18 protein-coding genes and 1 riboswitch are annotated in these 17833 nt (G+C 41.6%); of the genes, 8 read left to right on the top strand and 10 right to left on the bottom strand.

The window, feature by feature from the left end:
- The first annotated feature begins 130 nt into the window (after positions 1–130).
- The 3 genes from PSF67_RS04145 (at position 131) to PSF67_RS04135 (ending at position 2916) form a co-directional block, all read left to right on the top strand.
- On the top strand, positions 131–706 hold the full coding sequence (locus PSF67_RS04145) for a metal-dependent hydrolase (protein ID WP_231068485.1): 576 nt from the start codon (positions 131–133) through the stop codon (positions 704–706).
- Between the two features lie 181 nt (positions 707–887).
- The gene (locus tag PSF67_RS04140; RefSeq protein ID WP_125890927.1) at positions 888–2279 is read left to right on the top strand and encodes an L-cystine transporter; all 1392 of its coding nucleotides are present in this window, start codon (positions 888–890) and stop codon (positions 2277–2279) included.
- 247 nt (positions 2280–2526) lie between these two features.
- A complete protein-coding gene (locus tag PSF67_RS04135) occupies positions 2527–2916 on the top strand; it encodes a YkgJ family cysteine cluster protein (RefSeq protein ID WP_102139226.1) in 390 nt (129 codons plus the stop codon).
- A gap of 94 nt (positions 2917–3010) precedes the next feature.
- Here the strand turns inward: PSF67_RS04135 and PSF67_RS04130 are convergent, their stop codons facing one another.
- Positions 3011–4015, bottom strand: coding sequence for a luciferase-like monooxygenase (locus PSF67_RS04130; protein WP_102139227.1), 1005 nt, complete (start codon positions 4013–4015; stop codon positions 3011–3013).
- Positions 4016–4194: 179 nt separating this feature from the next.
- Here PSF67_RS04130 and PSF67_RS04125 point away from each other — a divergent pair, with 179 nt between their 5' ends.
- Together PSF67_RS04125 and PSF67_RS04120 are read left to right on the top strand one after the other, a co-directional pair.
- Positions 4195–4593 carry a hypothetical protein gene (locus PSF67_RS04125; protein WP_229597568.1) on the top strand — a complete coding sequence of 133 codons (399 nt, stop codon included), beginning with the start codon at positions 4195–4197 and terminating at the stop codon, positions 4591–4593.
- Positions 4594–4893: 300 nt separating this feature from the next.
- Positions 4894–5082, top strand: a complete 189-nt coding sequence (locus PSF67_RS04120; protein WP_004263611.1) for a YegP family protein — start codon at positions 4894–4896, stop codon at positions 5080–5082.
- A 200-nt stretch (positions 5083–5282) separates the two neighbouring features.
- Here the strand turns inward: PSF67_RS04120 and PSF67_RS04115 are convergent, their stop codons facing one another.
- Positions 5283–5600: an AzlD domain-containing protein gene (locus PSF67_RS04115; RefSeq protein WP_102139228.1), complete on the bottom strand. Its 318-nt coding sequence runs from the start codon at positions 5598–5600 to the stop codon at positions 5283–5285.
- 3 nt (positions 5601–5603) lie between these two features.
- On the bottom strand, positions 5604–6269 hold the full coding sequence (locus PSF67_RS04110; RefSeq protein WP_102139326.1) for an AzlC family ABC transporter permease: 666 nt from the start codon (positions 6267–6269) through the stop codon (positions 5604–5606).
- Between the two features lie 81 nt (positions 6270–6350).
- Here PSF67_RS04110 and PSF67_RS04105 point away from each other — a divergent pair, with 81 nt between their 5' ends.
- Together PSF67_RS04105 and PSF67_RS04100 are read left to right on the top strand one after the other, a co-directional pair.
- Positions 6351–6911 carry a helix-turn-helix domain-containing protein gene (locus PSF67_RS04105; protein WP_181489849.1) on the top strand — a complete coding sequence of 187 codons (561 nt, stop codon included), beginning with the start codon at positions 6351–6353 and terminating at the stop codon, positions 6909–6911.
- Between the two features lie 67 nt (positions 6912–6978).
- The gene (locus PSF67_RS04100) at positions 6979–7152 is read left to right on the top strand and encodes a DUF2526 family protein (RefSeq protein WP_102139230.1); all 174 of its coding nucleotides are present in this window, start codon (positions 6979–6981) and stop codon (positions 7150–7152) included.
- A 130-nt stretch (positions 7153–7282) separates the two neighbouring features.
- Here the strand turns inward: PSF67_RS04100 and PSF67_RS04095 are convergent, their stop codons facing one another.
- The 6 genes from PSF67_RS04095 to dalD form a co-directional block, all read right to left on the bottom strand.
- Positions 7283–8467 carry an amidohydrolase gene (locus tag PSF67_RS04095; protein WP_102139231.1) on the bottom strand — a complete coding sequence of 395 codons (1185 nt, stop codon included), beginning with the start codon at positions 8465–8467 and terminating at the stop codon, positions 7283–7285.
- A gap of 56 nt (positions 8468–8523) precedes the next feature.
- Complete coding sequence (locus PSF67_RS04090; protein WP_272676563.1) at positions 8524–9759, bottom strand: Zn-dependent hydrolase; 1236 nt, start codon at positions 9757–9759, stop codon at positions 8524–8526.
- 5 nt (positions 9760–9764) lie between these two features.
- Positions 9765–10988 carry a hypothetical protein gene (locus PSF67_RS04085; RefSeq protein WP_272676562.1) on the bottom strand — a complete coding sequence of 408 codons (1224 nt, stop codon included), beginning with the start codon at positions 10986–10988 and terminating at the stop codon, positions 9765–9767.
- 640 nt (positions 10989–11628) lie between these two features.
- Complete coding sequence (locus PSF67_RS04080) at positions 11629–12918, bottom strand: MFS transporter (protein ID WP_210848758.1); 1290 nt, start codon at positions 12916–12918, stop codon at positions 11629–11631.
- Between the two features lie 90 nt (positions 12919–13008).
- A complete protein-coding gene (gene xylB / locus PSF67_RS04075) occupies positions 13009–14478 on the bottom strand; it encodes a xylulokinase (protein ID WP_272676561.1) in 1470 nt (489 codons plus the stop codon).
- A gap of 11 nt (positions 14479–14489) precedes the next feature.
- Complete coding sequence (gene dalD, locus PSF67_RS04070; RefSeq protein WP_272676560.1) at positions 14490–15878, bottom strand: D-arabinitol 4-dehydrogenase; 1389 nt, start codon at positions 15876–15878, stop codon at positions 14490–14492.
- A 177-nt stretch (positions 15879–16055) separates the two neighbouring features.
- Between dalD and PSF67_RS04065 the strand changes: the two genes are divergently transcribed.
- Complete coding sequence (locus PSF67_RS04065) at positions 16056–17006, top strand: sugar-binding transcriptional regulator (RefSeq protein WP_272676559.1); 951 nt, start codon at positions 16056–16058, stop codon at positions 17004–17006.
- Position 17007: 1 nt separating this feature from the next.
- On the opposite strand, the gene crcB is transcribed toward PSF67_RS04065, so the two are convergent.
- Positions 17008–17388 (bottom strand): fluoride efflux transporter CrcB, encoded by a 381-nt coding sequence (gene crcB / locus PSF67_RS04060; protein WP_102139238.1) that lies wholly within the window; start codon positions 17386–17388, stop codon positions 17008–17010.
- A gap of 236 nt (positions 17389–17624) precedes the next feature.
- Positions 17625–17694: riboswitch (Fluoride riboswitch) on the bottom strand.
- Positions 17695–17833 lie beyond the last annotated feature (139 nt).

The raw sequence follows: 17833 nt of genomic DNA, 5'->3' as shown, positions 1-17833 counted from the left end.
GATTATAAAACTCTTCCCTTATCTGCTAATAAATAAGAGTTTTTTTACCTTTCTACTACTATCATATTCTTTTCAAACACTTTATACTGCCAATCAACTGTATAGATAAACAGATGGTATTTTATCCACCATGACAGCTGAAGGGCATCTGCTTTTTTCCGTCGCCTCTTTGATAATGGCTCATAAACTTCAAATCACCCCAGAGATTGCTCATGGTGATTGGCTGCACATGGTTCCAGGGGCCTTATTAGGCGCATTATTGCCCGATATTGACCACCCTTCTTCAATTCCTGGTCGACTACTGCGGATTTTTTCACTACCCATATCCAAACTGTGTGGGCACCGGGGGTTTACTCATAGCCTAGTTGCATGGTTTCTCTTGATGATTTCTTGTTATCAATGGCTACCTTCTGAATGGGCAATCCCAGCTGATATTATCCAAGCCTTTTTATTGGGTTATATCAGTCATCTCGTCGCCGATATGCTCACGCCTTCGGGAGTACCGTTACTATGGCCACTCCCCCAGCGTTTTTGTTTTCCCATGATCCGCGGTAAAAATAGCCAACGTGGAGAACGCTTTGTCGCCATTGTTTTGACTGTTTGTGCCTGCTTGTTACCTGCTGGTTATCAATTCGATTTTTATAGTCATATTGATGTGATTATGAAATATATTCATAATCAAATAGATACATATCTCCCCACATAAATTATAGTTTTGTAATATAATGTAAGTATGAATAATACTATCTTATTACTTTTTGATATAAGAAATGTGTTTTATCAGCTGATAACATATAACCAGTTGTTTGAAGCAACTAAATCCTTATAACCAATAAGGACTAAAGGGCAAGTAACATACCTTATAAAAATATGATTTGGAGTTCGGAATGAATATTCCTCTAATTATTAATGTGCTCGGCTTTGTAGCACTACTAATACTGTTAGCAAAACTAGGGGCTAAAGGCTGGAGCCTATCTAAAAAAGTGTTAGTTGGCCTGGTTTTCGGTGTTGCCTATGGGGTAGTACTGCACCTCGTGTATGGTAGTGGCCACCAAACGGTAAAAGACTCCATTCTGTGGTTTAATATTGTCGGAAATGGTTATGTGCAGCTATTACAAATGGTGATTATGCCATTGGTATTTGCTTCAATACTAAGTGCAGTGGCAAGGCTACATAAAGCATCTTCGCTAGGTAAAATAAGCTTTTTAACAATTGGCACCTTGTTATTTACCACCGCTATTGCAGCGTTAGTGGGTATTTTAATTGCCAATGTATTCGGCTTAACTGCGGAAGGCTTAGTTCAAGGTCAATCCGAAACAGCACGTTTATCTGCAATAGAAAGCAACTATATTGGGAAAGTTTCTGACTTAACCGTACCTCAACTAATTTTATCGTTTATTCCAAAAAACCCATTTGCGGATTTAACGGGTGCAAACCCAACATCAATTATTAGTGTCGTTATTTTTGCCGCCTTCCTGGGTGTTGCCGCACTACAATTGTTTAAAGACGATAAAGAACGTGGTGAAAAAGCCTTAGCAGCGATTGATGTTATGCAAGCTTGGGCAATGAAATTAGTTCGCTTAGTCATGCGTTTAACACCGTATGGTGTGATGGCGCTGATGATTAAAGTCGTAGCAAGTTCAAACTTACATGACATCATCAACCTAGGAACTTTTGTTATTGCGTCCTATGTTGCATTAGGCATTATGTTTGTTGTACATGGCATTTTAGTTGCGACAACAGGCTTGAACCCGATTAAGTTCTTTAAGAAAGCAGGCCCAGTTTTAACCTTTGCATTCACTAGCCGTTCAAGTGCTGCAAGTATTCCACTGAATATTGAAACACAAACACGTCGTTTTGGTATCCCTGAATCGATTGCTAGTTTCTCTGCATCCTTTGGTGCAACAATTGGTCAAAATGGTTGTGCGGGTATCTATCCTGCAATGTTAGCCGTGATGGTCGCGCCAACAATGGGTATTAATCCATTCGACCCACTATGGATAGCGACACTCGTTGGTATCGTTACTATCAGTTCAGCGGGTGTTGCTGGTGTCGGTGGAGGTGCAACTTTCGCAGCGTTAATTGTACTGCCTGCGATGGGTTTACCTGTCACATTAGTTGCCCTGTTAATTTCAGTTGAACCATTAATTGATATGGGCCGTACTGCATTGAATGTCAGTGGTTCAATGACAGCAGGCACAGTGACCAGCCAGTTGATGGGTGAAACAGATAAAGCAATATTCAATCAAAATGATGATGCAGATTTAAAACATGTTTAATAATTAAACTGACGCCTATATTAGAAACCTGCTTCGGCAGGTTTTTTTATCGTTGTTATAAACATGCTGATTTTATTTACCTTGGAGAATGTCAAAAAAACCAGTTTTTTGTGCTAAGTAATATTGCAATAAACTGGAATTTCGTAAGATAATAAAATCTGAGCAACGTTTTCTTGAGCTTCCTGCTTGTGTTGCGTCACCCCATTTCCTATGGGGATTTATCAACAATCATTTATGGTTTTTTAATATGACTAATAATGTCCATATCCTAAAAACTGATCCTTCAGATAACCCTTGTGTCAGCTGTGGTGCGTGTTGTGCCTATTTTCGTGTCTCTTTTTATTGGGCTGAAGCAGAGAGCGGAGGCGGTATTGTGCCCCAACATTTAACCGAGCAGGTCACCCCCTTTATGAGTTGTATGCAGGGGACTAATCAAAAACAAAATACTCGCTGTAAGGCCTTAGAAGGCACGATAGGTGAATGTGTCTCTTGTTCGATTTATGCACAAAGACCCACACCGTGTCGTGAGTTCGAACAATCTTGGCAGGATGGTATTTACAATGAGGCCTGCGATAGAGCACGTGCCGCTCATGGTTTACCCCCTTTAGAGCCTCATCAACCACAAATAGCTTGCTAGCCGTCAATGACCCAGATTTTTCTGGGTTATCTCTTTTTTGAACCCAGCCTGAAAATGCGTCCTTGCATTGGTGTTAAGCATTCCACTATATACACTACATAATTTCGTTCATGGCCTGCATTGCCAACTCAAAAGAGTGTAAACGAGCTTGATGATCAAAAATTTGGCCATTAACCATAATTTCATCTGCTTGAGTTTGTCGCAATATCGTTTCCAACCCATGACGTACTTTGGTTTTATCCCCTACCAATGACATACCTAGTGCTTGTTGAACACCAAACTCCTCGGCAGGCGACCAGATATTTTCCATGCTCTCGACCGGGGCAGGCAATTGAGAAGGCTGGCCACGACGTAACATGACAAACGCTTGCTGCATCGAGGTAAATAAAAACTCCGCTTCACGTTGAGTGTCCGCGGCAATAATGTTGATGCATACCATCGCATACGGCTTAGAGAGTCTCTGTGATGGTTGGAAATTAACACGATAAACATCCAGCGCCTGCAACAATAAATCAGGGGCAAAATGGGAAGCAAAGGCAAATGGTAGCCCCATTTGCGCGGCTAGCCTTGCACTGTATAAACTTGAACCCAATAACCAAACAGGAATTTTTTCACCAAAACCCGGAACGGGGCGCACGGCTGGCTCTGGGTTAGTTGCATCAAACCAATTTACAATTTGAGCCACATCTTGTGGAAAATTATCGATATCCGTATTCATATGACGGCGTAAAGCTTGCATCGTTCGTTGGTCACTTCCTGGCGCACGCCCGATACCTAAGTCGATACGTTCAGGGTAAAGTGTATTTAATGTGCCAAATTGCTCTGCAATCACCAACGGTGAATGGTTTGGTAACATAACACCACCAGAACCGAGTCGTAGTGATTGCGTATTCGCAGCAAGGTAGCCAATCAATACCGACGTAGCGGCGCTGGCGATCCCCGTCATATTATGGTGTTCCGCTAGCCAATAGCGGTGATAACCCAGTTTTTCTGCGAGTTGGGCGATGTCAAGGGAATGAGCAAAGGCCTCTTTCGCTGTCGAACCCTCAATAATTGGCGCAAGATCGAGTAAAGAAAGGGGGATTTTTTTATCTGACATACACACTCACTTTGTAAGAGTTTTATTGAACCTAACTTACCATCCTAGACTATCCTCTTTGATGTCTCCAGCACTGAAACTTGCATTAGCACAAGTGGTCTAAAAATGTAAATTATCGTCTACTAACCCACTGTTTTATAAAAATTATGGAACAAGCTTGAATAAAAAATGCAGTAATTATGAAGCTTCCGTCAGGGGAGGTAAAAGCGATTGCGAGACAGAATGAATTGGTGAATGATTTGCTCATCACCAATACAGAGGAAATTGAAATGAAAAAATTAAATACCAGTTTATTAGCATTAGCATTATTAACCGTCGGTTTTACTGCGGCAGCAAATGGCGTTAACCACAAAATGCCTCGTCAGCACATGGGTAACCACCACAATATGGTATATAGCGTTACAGAACAAACGACGACACCAAATGAAACTGTAAAAAAACTGGCCAATAGCACCCCAAAAATTGAAGATGGCAAACGCTATGTGGTCAAAGTCACAGTGATGGAAGCCCCTGAATTTAAAGCAATGAATACGATGCCAACACCGGAACCAATGCGTACTCCAGCAGCAAATCAATAGCTAATATTAATGAATATTAATTAAGTTATCGGCAAAACCTTTTATATTGATATGTACAACCAGATAGCTGTTGAGAGAAAAAACCGATATTTTAGTTAAATAATAAAGAGTTCTATATATCCTACGATTGCCTCTGTATCCAGAGGCTTTTTTTTTAGAAAAAAAGTTTATCTGAATTGAACCCTTTCCCCTAGTAATAACACCTAATAGCGACTAATCTTAATTCAAGCAGATTGTTAATAACTGCGACTTATTAACACTTTGTTTGACACCCTTTCAATAGAAAATCAGGAGCTTATCATGGGGTATTTTGAATTAAAAAAATCCACTAAAGACGTTGCTCAGCCTTACTATTTCGTTTTAAAAGCAGCGAATCACGAAGTGATTGCTAAAAGTGAAATGTATGCTTCTAAGCAATCTGCGCTTAAAGGGATTGCCTCTGTCCAAAAAAATGGCTCTTCTGAAACAATAAAAGATCTAACTGAGTAAATTTCAGTGGCCCCACTCCTTTCAAGTCGGGGCTACTTTTTTATCTGCTAGCTATTCCTATCTGTTCACTATTTTTAGCTGTTGACTATATAATTTACATAAATCAGCGCTATTCAATTAGCTACGGCTCAGACCAGTCCATTGTTCATATTAACTTTTTTTAGATTAACCAGCTCAAATTAACCCCTTAAATTAACCCCTTAAATTAACCTAAGTAACGCAGTCACAATCGCAGCTGACAAGACAATGATAATAAATGGCTTTTTAAACCACGTTAGTACCCCTGCCACTAGCACCCCTACAATTTTAGGCCAATCAGAAACTTCATCACCAGAAAATAACGTAGATGTTGCCGCAACTGAGAATAAAATAACAATAGCTGCCGCTGAAAATAACATTTTGCTATTTTCAGAAAGTACCACTCGACCGCGCAGCAAAGCGCCTGACGCTCGCATTAAATAAGTACCAATCGCCAGCAGTAAGATACCGCTAATAATTAACCATGGGTTATTTGTCATTATTTATTTCCTTATATAAATAACCAAGCTCAATAGTGCGAGTAATACGGGGATCCCTGCTGGTAGTATCGGTGTGGTCGCAACCGCAATGATTGCACCGATAATGGCGGTTAATCTAAGCCGTTTATCCGATAACGCAGGTAATGAAAGCGCTAAAATAATCGCAGGAAACATCGCATCCATCCCATATATATGTGTATCACTAATAAAGCTGCCCAATACCTCACCTATCACAACACCTATTGGCCAACACAGTAAAATACCTATTCCACACAACCAAAAAGCCGCACGTTTTTCTGACTCAGTTTCTTGAGCTAAACCAAATACAACACTCTCATCATTCATAATGTGATAGCCCAGTAATGACTTTGCTCCCTTACCCGTTAAATCACTGGTCGCAAAACTAAAAGGGATATGCCGTGAATTGACTAACAACCCCGCAAGTGCAGCAGAAAGTGGGCTTCCCCCTGCAAAAATAACACCAATAAACAAAAACTCAGACGCCCCTGCGAGCACTAAAATAGATAAAGTGAGTGGCACCCACCAGTCAAATCCTTGTGAAAGCGCCAATGCGCCATAAGAAATGCCGACAATTAAGTCAGCAAAACAGACAAGAGCTATGTTTTTCACTGTGCTATGATTTAATGTTGAGCTTATTGACGTTAGCATTCCTAAACCGTTCTATATATAATACATTCGTTCATTATGTCGATACGCAGTATAAAGTGCAATCTAAATAGGAAATTAAAATTGAATCTACCTTCTCCTCCCATTGAGTTGATTTCGAAAGCCCTTGTCCGTGAAAGACAAAAAAGTGGGCTATCACTATCAGAGCTATCTCGCAAAGCGGGTATCGCTAAATCGACACTTTCTCAATTGGAATCTGGTAGTGGTAACCCAAGTATTGAAACCTTATGGGCACTTTGTGTCGCGTTAGATATTCCTTTCGCTCGATTAATTGAAGAGAAACAAGAAACTATCACAGTGATCCGCCATGGGGAGGCAATACCTGTTAGTGCTGAGCACGCAAATTATTTGGCCTTTTTGCTCTCATCTGCCCCTGCTGATTCGCGACGGGATATTTATACTGTGATTGCCCAGCCCGGCCGTGACCGTATTTCAGAGCCTCATATGCGTGGCGTTAGCGAGCACATCATTATTATGTCTGGTAGAGCATTAGTCGGCCCATTGGATAACCCTGTTGAATTACAAGTTGGGGACTATATTCACTACCCTGGAGATGAGCCGCATATAATGCGAGCCTTAGAACCGAATACGATGGCGGTTATGGTGATCGATAAACAGAATTAATCGCCTATCTAGCCCAATAGATTTTGCGTTATGATAGCTCTAGTGAATATTAATTGGAGGCTGTGTGATGTCCTACTATGATGAAATTGTTGAAAAAGTGAATCAATTGATTGATGAAAACTCAGTTCATAATATGAATGAAATGCTAATGCAGCTATCCCATGACCCACAGCTCAACCAAGAGCAACGATTTGAACAACAACAGCGTTTAAGAGACGCTATTTTTATTCATCATAATTAATCGCGGCCACACAACTCGCCGCTATTCGCGCTCTTAACTTATCTTAATAACCAAAATAAATAGGCAGTAGGGTTAGTGGTAATCCCGGTATTGGTAAAACAACTAACCCTAATAGCATTAACAGGCTCAATTAAAACTCCTGTTGCTGTAAATAACTCCATGCATATTGTGCATGAAGCTCAGCGCCTGTCGCCATCGTGTCTTCATCAATATTAAAGCAGCCATGATGATGTGCCCATTGAGTGTCCTTTTCGGCATTTCCTGTGCCTAGCAGAGCAAAGCACCCTGGGATATTTTCAATGTAGAAGCTGAAATCTTCACCGCCCGGTGTCGGTCTTTCGTGGATCAGAGCTTGCTCACCAAAAGCTTGCGAAATCACGGATTGCGCCAATAACGCGCTACGTTCCTCATTGATAACAGGTAATGTCCCATAGATATAATCAACATGTGCAGTCGCCCCATAAATAGCCGCAGTATGCTCTGCATAACGGCGAATAGCGGCTTCGATGCGGTTACGAGTTTCAATATCAAAACAACGTACCGTACCGTCCAATACTGCATTTTCTGCGATAACATTGAAGCGTGTCCCGACATCCATTTTACCGATCGTGACCACGGCTGAGTCTAAAGATGAGGTTTCCCGGGACACAATCGCTTGTAAATTCATGACAAATGCAGAAGCAACAACCGCAGCGTCAATGGTCGCTTCTGGCATTGATCCATGCCCACCACGACCTTTAAAAGTAACTTTCAGTAAATCAGCGGAAGCAAAAGACCCTCCCACATTACAAGACACTTTTCCTGATGGTGTCGTTGTCCAAATGTGCATGCCAAAAACGTTATCGACATTTTCGATTGCGCCTTGTTTGATCATGGCTAATGCGCCTTGAGCGATCTCTTCTGCGGGTTGGAAAATTAAACGCACATTACCGGCTAATTCTTCACGCACCTCATACAGCGCTTTGGCCGCGGTTAATAGCATCGCTGTGTGTGCATCATGGCCACAAGCATGCATTTTACCTTCAATTGTTGATTTATATTCTAATGAATCATTCAATTCCAAAACGGGTAATGCATCGATATCTGCTCGTAAAGCTACCGTTTTGCCCGGTTTACCGCCTTTAATTTCAGCAATAACGCCTGTAGGCTCGGTTAATCGATACGCTATTCCAATTTTGTCTAATTCTTCAGCAATACGTTTTGTGGTACGTATTTCTTCAAATGGTAGTTCAGGATGAGCGTGTAGGTCACGACGAAAAGCAATCATTTCAGGTGTGTGTTTTTTGATTGCGGCTGTAATTATTTTGTTGATCATTTTTCTACCTTTTACCCTATTGCTCAATCAGATACTGTATCTGGCTTATTTATTAATTAGCATTCTATTAATGACTTAACAGTAGCAAACATCACATCTGCCCCTCGTGCAATTTGTGCATAATCCGTCCATTCATCTGGATGATGGCTTAATCCATTGCGGCTTGGCACAAATATCAGCCCTGTTTGAGTAATACCTGCAAAAATCATTGTGTCATGCCCTGCACCACTGACCATTGAACGAAAACGTAAGTTTTGGTCACCGGCATGCTGTCGCATCAGTTGATGAATATCGCTATTGAGCTCCGTTGGCTGAACATATAACGGCTGAACAATATCGCTTGAAATTGCTAACGAATTACTAATTTGTTCTGTTAATTCAATTATTTGCACAATCACTTTACGTAATGCGATATCATTTTTAGAACGAATATCGACGCTAAAGGTGACTTCGCTAGGGATGACATTCGCCCCATTCGGCAATACCGCTAAACGTCCCACGGTCGCAACTGTATTATCCCCTGCCGCTTTTGCGAGTTCAGGGATATGGCTGATAATTTGGCTAGCACACACTAATGCATCGGCCCGCATATTCATTGGCGTAGTACCTGCATGGCCAGCTTTACCTGTCAGTTTAATTTCTAACTGGCTGATACCGACGATGGTTTCTACGATCCCTACATCTTCATTGGCCTGTTCTAACACCGGGCCTTGTTCGATATGTAGCTCTAAAAATGCTTTAACCTTTTTAGGGTCAAGCACAGCTTGGGATGCATTGTCTGCATTGAACCCTGCCTCTGCCATACGCTTTGCAGCACTCACGCCCTGGCTATCCTTGAGTTGGTATAATTCTTTAGTACCAATCAAACCCGTTATTACACTTGAAGCCATCAAACCGCGGCCAAAACTGGTACCTTCTTCTTCAACTAAGGCTATCACTTCTAAAGGGTACTTTGGTGTTAAGTTTTGCTCGCGAATACGCGCGACAACATCCAAACCGGTGACAATCCCTGCGGGGCCATCAAATGCCCCGCCATGAGGAACAGAGTCAAAATGAGAACCCACAATCACCGCAGGCAAATCAGGTTGCTGGCCTTCTAAGCGCCCATAAATATTACCAATAGCATCTTCACGGACTTGTAAACCTAGGACTCGCATTTCTTGTTTTAGGTAATCACGCGCTTGTTTATCTTGTTCGCTGTAGCTCATCCGCGTAGTACCTTGACCCGGTGTTGCGGTATATTCTGCCAATTGTTCTAAGTGGCGCTGAATTCTTGAAGTACTTGTTTCCATTATTTTTACCCTGCAATTGGAACAATATAAGCCACCATAATACCTGCTAATACAACAGAAACCATGGTCACAGAAATAAAGCCACCAACTAGCATCGGCCCTAACATATGGCTAGTTAATACTTGGCGTTCCTTTTCGTCTTTTGTTAACGCGTTGATCGCTTCATTCGTAATAATGTAGTCAGCTGGAAAGCCATATAACGCTGTTAGAGCAACAGCAAACGCCATTTCTTTGGTGACGCCTAATATTTTACCAACCACCCATGATGCAAGGTACATCCCAATAACCGCAGCGCAAATTAACACCACCATCGGATAAACTAGGCGCAATAACATATCTGGGGTCGCGTGGTTTAATGTATCGAAGATAAACAACATTAAGGCCATAATAGCGAACCCAAAGCCATTGGCTTTTTGTAGCGGCTGTCTTTCTAAGAAACCTAATGAAGAGGCAATAACACCAAATAATAAACACAACACAAATGGGCTAATACTCACATAAGGAGCAACAAAAGATGAGGCTAAATAAGCCAAATACCCTACCGCAGCTAAGCGTAAGAATTTAAAATAGCTGGTGTTATAGTGATTAGGGATTTTTTTGAACATACGTGGCATTTCATCTTCAGATACCACCGTTTTAACTTCAACCTCTTTTGCCCCGTCTACCGATAAGGTTTCTTGCCATTGGCCATTGCGATATTTTTCTAAAACTCGGCGCCCTTCTTTTTTTAACATGATGGCTGTTAATGGATAGCCCGCAAACCCCTGCATGACGTAAATTAAAATAGCGAAAACTGAAAGGTCGACTAAACCAGCCTCAGCCGCACCTTTTGACATAATTAACGAAGATACAATACCGCCAACTAACGGAGGAACTGCAACTAATACAGTATTTAAATCAAATAGGGCAACCCCAATGATAAAGGTTAAGAAAATGATGCCTAAAATCCCAGCTAAGGAGATAAGAATGGTTTTCCATTGGCGCAACAATTCTTTTAACGATAATAAGGTTCCCATATTTGTAATTAACAAATACATCAAGGTAACCGCAACTACTTGAGGAATACCGGCAATACTTACAATATCTTTCGGGAAAATAGTCCAATAACCTAAAAGAAAGAGCACTGCGCATACAAATACGGAGGGGATCCAAGCCTTAGTTCTAACGGCTATAGCATCCCCGATATATAATATTCCCACTATCAGAAACAGAGCTAACATCTGTGACATAACTTTTTCCCCGCACTTATCTTTTTTTATTAGATTATTTTTTGGTATTGAAAACTATTAATTTTAATTAGGATTAGATTATAAATTTTATTTAGCACAACAAAACACCAATATAGAGAGCATTTCGCTGCAAATACACGAAATTGCAACAAAATTCATCATAACACCGAAAATTCAGATGTATAGAGAGTTAAACCGGATTTAAACAGCTTGGAATAAAGCTATGCAGTGAACTAAATAGTCAGATATAACATTGAAAGGGGCCAAGCCCCTTAATATTCTCTAAATGCAGGTTTATAAGTTAATATTTTATGTCATTTAAGTTATTTTTTATAAACAAATCAACTGTAGTTGATTTTTTAATCTATGAAATTATATTCTATTGTCCATGGCTGTATTTTCAATAATTATCGCAATATGACGAAAAATCGCCTTATAAAGATGACCAATATTTCTATTTATAGAAAATATTCTACTTTATTTTATTTTTAAACCGTTTCTCTTTATATTGCCGTTGAAAAGGATGATACCCCTTCCTCTCCAATTTAGTTTGTTTTGGCAATAAAGTTTATTTAAATAAAGAAAAACCCCATAGATAATTAACTACCTACGGGGCGTAATGAGTAATAGATAAAATAATTTAATGACTCGTTTGTTGTTCAGTCGCTACCTTGGCTGGTTTTATTTTGCGATTATTTTCAAACCCAGGTTGTGGCACTTTAATAAAGAATGTCAGTATTCCTGCAAAGATATACAAACCTGTATATGCCCAAACAACGCCCACAATATCAAAGAAAGGTAATACTAAACTGGCTATTGCGGGTGCGGCAAAATTACTTAATCCCGCGGAAAGGTTATAAATTGAGACGGCAGCACCTTTATGGTGAGGTTCAATACTTGGGAAAACGGCTGTCATCGGCACGAAAGCCGCCACAAAGATCCCCAATAAAATCGCAGGTATTAACGCAATCGCAAAATTATGGCCAAAATAAACCGGTAAGTAATAGAACATCAGGCTAGATACTGCCATACCTAGGCAACCAAACCATCTAACTTGGCGAACCCAACCAATGTGTTCACCAACAATTCCCCAAAAAATATTCGTAAAAATAGTGACAAAGAAGAAAACAGCCCAAATCTGTAACCATTCAGAAATGGTGAAACCTAAGCGGTCAACAAACAGTAATGGCATGATAATCGCAAAACCAAACAATGAAATTGTATTGATAATACGGATTAAACTCGCCATAAAGATGTCTTTGTTGGTAAATAAAATAGTGGCAGCCCGCGATAATTCAGCCATTTTATCTTTCATCGGTAAATTGACTTTAGAGCGGTCAACTGGAACATTGCGTAGGCTAAAATACGCAATCGCACCACCAAGCGCAACCCAGCCGATGGCCATCCATAATGTTCCTGTTTCACCCATCATTGGGATTGAGAAACTAGGCAGATAGCTGCCGATAACACCAATACCTACCGAGTACATTGCCCAGAACCAACCGGTAGCCGCAGCAAGATGCGCTCGAGGGATGACTTGCACCAACATCATCATAAATGAATAGATAAACAATGGATAAGCTAATCCACGAATACCATAAAATAACAGCATCATACTGTAGCTTTTCATACCTAAACCAAATGCCATAAATAAGGCATGCATGACAATCCAGAGAATAAACCCGATCATCATGGCTTTTAGGGGCGTGATAATTTCAGCTACGACGCCAGATGCCCATGCTGCAACAGCTGCCATTAAGCCGTAGACAGTAAATACCATCGCTGATTGTGCCGGTGTAAACCCTAAATCAGTAATATGTTTCGATAAAAAAGCCATTTCAAAACCATCACCACTCATAAAAATAGCGATGGCAATAAAACCCCAGAACAAATGCTTAGGTAGACCAAGCCAATACTGCTTCTGTTCCATTGCAGTTTCCTCATTGTAATTTTGTTATTTTAATCAATCGCGAAGAGATAACTGTGGCGGTGATGTGTAGGGAAACACCGCCACACTCGCCTACTGTGGCAATAATTCCCTTGTTTGTTTTTGCTGTTGGTATAATAAACGGAAAACATCAAGCCGTTGATTTAACCAAACTTGGTACTGTTTTTGCGGTAAATAAGTACTCAATACTTCTGGTTTCTGGCACACAATTTCTGTATTGCCTCCATCTGCCAACCATGCCAAACGAGCTGCACCTAAAGCCCCCGATGAACTCGCTGGGTGAGTCACAATCGGTATATCAATCACATCCGCAATCAGCTGCGCCCAAACAGGACTACGCGCTCCTCCCCCTGTTAAGCTACACTGGCTAATTTGCGTTCCCGTTTGTGTTAAAACCTGCATGCCATCCGCCAGAGCAAAGGTCACTCCCTCAATTACCGCATAACCAAGCTGGGCTCGCGTTGTTTCATTTCTTAACGCAAAAAATGAGCCCATTGCATAAGGGTCATTATGGGGCGTTCTTTCCCCTGAGAGGTAAGGCAAAAATACTGGAGCTTGCTTCTTCTGGTCATCACTCAATTGACCCACTTCGTCCATCAGCTGATTTTCAGTTGTGGAAAGAAGCTGGCAAAGCCAACGCAAACAGTTGGCAGCACTTAACATCACACTCATTTGGTGCCAGCGATTTGGCAATGCATGAGCAAATGCATGGACACCTTGATGTGGTGCTGCTTGTAATTGATTATTAACCACAAAAATGACGCCAGAGGTACCCAGAGAAATTAAGGCATCACCGTCATTAATTGCGCCAACACCCACTGCTGAGGCTGCATTGTCACCGCCTCCACCAGCGATAATCACATTGGCACTCAGCCCCCATTGCGATGCTAAATCCGCCCGTAACACACCACTTTGTTCAGCACCCTCAACTAAAGAAGGCATCTGTTCACGAGTTAGATTAGTTGCAGCCAATAATTCATCGGACCAATCACGCTTAGCCACATCCAGCCACAATGTCCCCGAAGCATCAGACATATCACTGGTAAATTGCCCCGTCATTTTCCAACGTAAATAGTCTTTAGGAAGCAATACCTTGGCAACTTGTTTGAATATTTCAGGCTCATGGCGTGCAACCCACAATAATTTGGGTGCGGTGAAACCTGGCATAACTAAATTAGCGCCAATCGTTAGAAACTCAGGGTGATTTTCCATCAACCATTCACACTCCTTCGCACTGCGGGTATCATTCCATAAAATACAGTCGCGAAGAACTTGGTGCTCGCTGTTTAATAATACTGCACCGTGCATTTGGCCTGATAAACCAATTGCTTTCACCGCAGCCCATGCTTCTGGGGCTTTTTGGCGCAAGGTCGCCGCAACCGAGTTGGTGGCTTCCCACCAACTATCTGGCGATTGTTCGGCCCACTGAGAATGTGGCCTTTGTACGGTTAATGCCATATGGCTTGAGGCAACAATTTCGCCCTGAGCATTAATTAATACAGCCTTAAGTTCTGAAGTGCCTAGGTCAATTCCGAGGTACATCGCCTTTCTCCTTACAGAGGTTGTTGAGGTGACTTGAGCCAATTTTCAACTTTTTCAACCGTGTTGCTCATCAATTCGTGGAATTCAGTAGAATGAGCGAGTGAGCCGAACAACATTTCACTTGAGACAAATTGCGACAATGCGTCACTGCTATTCATCATTTTTTGATATAGCGGCACATCTAACACACCATCCTGATATTCATACGGTAATTCACCACGAGCCCAGCGCTGTAAAAACACGAAGAATAAAGCAGGCAGCACAGCCGTCGCAGCCGGAGTCTGCTGGCGCTGATAACATTCTTGCAGTGTTGGCGTGATAAAACCGGGAATTTTTGATAAACCATCAGCGGCAACACGTTGGTTAGTATCCTGAATATAAGGGTTACTAAAGCGTGCGAGTACCACATCACGGTATTGTTCTAAATCGAGAGGACTCGGTGACAATGACGGTATCACGTCTTGTGTGACATAATTCCATGCCATTTGTTTGATAGCAGATTGGCGGGTGCTTTCATCAATAAAGCTCAAACCAATTAAGGTTCCTGCCCAAGCAATACAACTGTGGCTCGCATTCAGAATACGAATTTTCGCTTCTTCCCACGGTAAAACGGACTCAACCATTTCTACATCGACATTTTCTAATGCAGGGCGCCCATTAATAAAGTCATCTTCAATCACCCACTGAATGAATGCCTCTCCCATAACAGGTGCTTTATCATCCCAACCAGTATGCTGTTTTACACGTTCAGCCACATCTGGGGTTGGGCGAGGCGTGATCCTATCAACCATGGTATTCGGCGAACGCGTATTTTCTTTCACCCATTGGTACAGCTCAGTTTCACCTTTTAATTGCAGAAACGATAAAAAGCCGTGTCTAAACCGTTCGCCATTGTGGCGCAAATTATCACAATTTAACAAGGTCACAGGTTCACCATGAGCCGCTAAACGTGCACGTAAAATTTGTGTTAATGCACCATATATGGTGCTCATTTTGCCCGTTAAGTCTGCTTTAACATCTGGCTGTTCTGCATCTAACTCATGCTGTGGGGTTAAATAATAGCCCGCCTCCGTGACCGTGAAAGCAATAACGCGTATTGCTTTATCACAGCCTTGTTCGACTAACTGGCTTAAATTCTCATCCCAATGTAATACTTTACGCACTGAAGTGATTTTTTCATAATGGCGCTCACCTTCAGGTGAAACTGTTTCAAGGGTATATTCCCCATTTTGCTTGGTTAGGTTATCAAGCAATGCATTCGCATCATTGCGAATATTCCCTAAGGCAATTGACCAACTATCATCCCCTTGTTGAATCAAGCGGTGCAAATACCACGCTTGGTGAGCACGATGAAATGACCCAGCACCGATGTGCATCCACACTGATTTCTGCTTTAGCATTGTGACTCCTTACCCTAAAATTAAATAATTGCTATTTTTTTGGGCATATGCCCGTTTGTTATATTTTAGTTTCAATCCGATCACAATTACTGCGATAATGCTCACAGTATTAACTTTTGCCCTTTTAATAAACAATTGCCCAGAATTACAATAAGCGAAACCAGCAGGAGAATGTCCATGCAGAAAGAATTAAAAAAAATGGAACAAGCTGCACGTGCGGCATGGCTATATTTTGTGGCAGGCAAAACACAACAGGAAATTGCGCATGAACTTGGGCTGTCGAGACAAGTCGCCCAACGCCTTATTTCACTAGCAAAAGAACAAGGTATGGTTCAAGTGCAAATCACGCACCCGATTACGGAGTGTTTAAGACTCGCTAATGATATCCAGCAAAAGTATCACCTAACACATTGCTTTGTTGTCCCTTCAGGCCAACTTGATACAGAAGCGACGCTCGATATGATTTCGGTGGCCGGTGCTGAGCTTATGGAGCAATTAATCGACCCCGATAAACCTCAAGTTATTGGTATCGGTTCAGGTAGAACATTACGCAGTATTATTGATGCCCTTCCTTACCTAGAAACCGCCCAGCACCAGTGTGTTTCACTAATAGGTGCGATTGCTCGTGATAGCTCAGCAACACGCTATGATATTCCATTACGTTTTGCAGAAAAATTACAGTGCCGGCACTACATTCTACCTGCACCGCTTTATGCCGATAGCCCTGAAGATAAAGCAATGTGGTGCCAACATCGCGTGTATAAGGAAGTCACGGAAAAAGCCCTAAATGCAGATATTACCTTTATTGGTATTGGTGAAGTCGGCAAAGGATGCCCACTCAATTCTGAAGGTTTTGTCACGGATGAACAATTGGAAATGTTGTTAGAAAAGGGTGTAGCCGCAGAGTTATTGGGACATTTTATCCAAGCTAACGGAGAGCGGCTTTCTACCGCGCTAGATGACACGCACACCAGTGTTCCGCTTTTCCCTTCCCCGAATAAACCAGTGATCGCATTTGCGGGTGGCGCGCACAAAACAAAAGCCATTCAAGCCGTTATGAATGGTGGTTGGGTAACAGGTTTAGTGACCGATGAAGCTACTGCACATCATTTATTAGCTAATAAATAAATCACCCCTGTGCTAGCCAGTGATGGCATAACATTCCAAGCAAGGTAAATATTAAGGCGCCAATGACATGGATGGCAATAGTACTAATGGCGAAGCCCAATTTACCTTCTTGGATCAATACCAAGACTTCAAGTGAAAAGGTCGAAAAGGTGGTAAATGCGCCACAAAAACCAGTCACAATGAATAATTTATAGGCAGGGCTAATATTTGCATTGGCAAAGTAAGAGATGGCAAAACCAATAACAAAGCCGCCAATTAAGTTGACCGCAACCGTACCAAGGGGAATGTTGGGGTAAAGGTGATTAAGTCTTAGGCTAACAAACCATCTTAGCCATCCACCAAGAACAGAACCAATCGCGATTGCAAATAAAGAGGCGTACATAGAAACTTCCTTTAATGTCTGGCGGGATAAACGAAAGGAAAGTCTCCCTGTTATACTCTAAATAATTCGAGTTACATGTAGGCGACAAGCGAAGATAGTCCAATGAACATACAGAAGTATGTGATTTGGCTAGTGCTGTGCAGTCAACAACCATGTAACTTGAAGTATGACGAGTATAGATCATTTATGCCCTATATTAGGGCACATAATACCTACGTACCCCATCAAATGAAAAGGTTAACGTAGGCATCATCAGCCCTCAACGGGCGGTTTTACATGAGGAGGAATGCCATCTCCCAAAGATTTATATAAAAATAATAAGGTAACTAATTAGGTGATGTAAACCTATTTTATAATAGATACTCTAAATAATTAGAGTCATAGTCAAACAATGAACCAATGACTGAGTATACGTCGTCAACAACGCGACAGCTTGAAGTATGGC

The sequence above is a fragment of the Providencia sp. PROV076 genome (assembly GCF_028483405.1).
Classification (GTDB): Bacteria; Pseudomonadota; Gammaproteobacteria; order Enterobacterales; family Enterobacteriaceae; genus Providencia; species Providencia huaxiensis.
The sequence above is the reverse complement of the archived record's forward strand: the minus strand, read 5'-3'. Positions and strand labels throughout refer to the sequence as shown.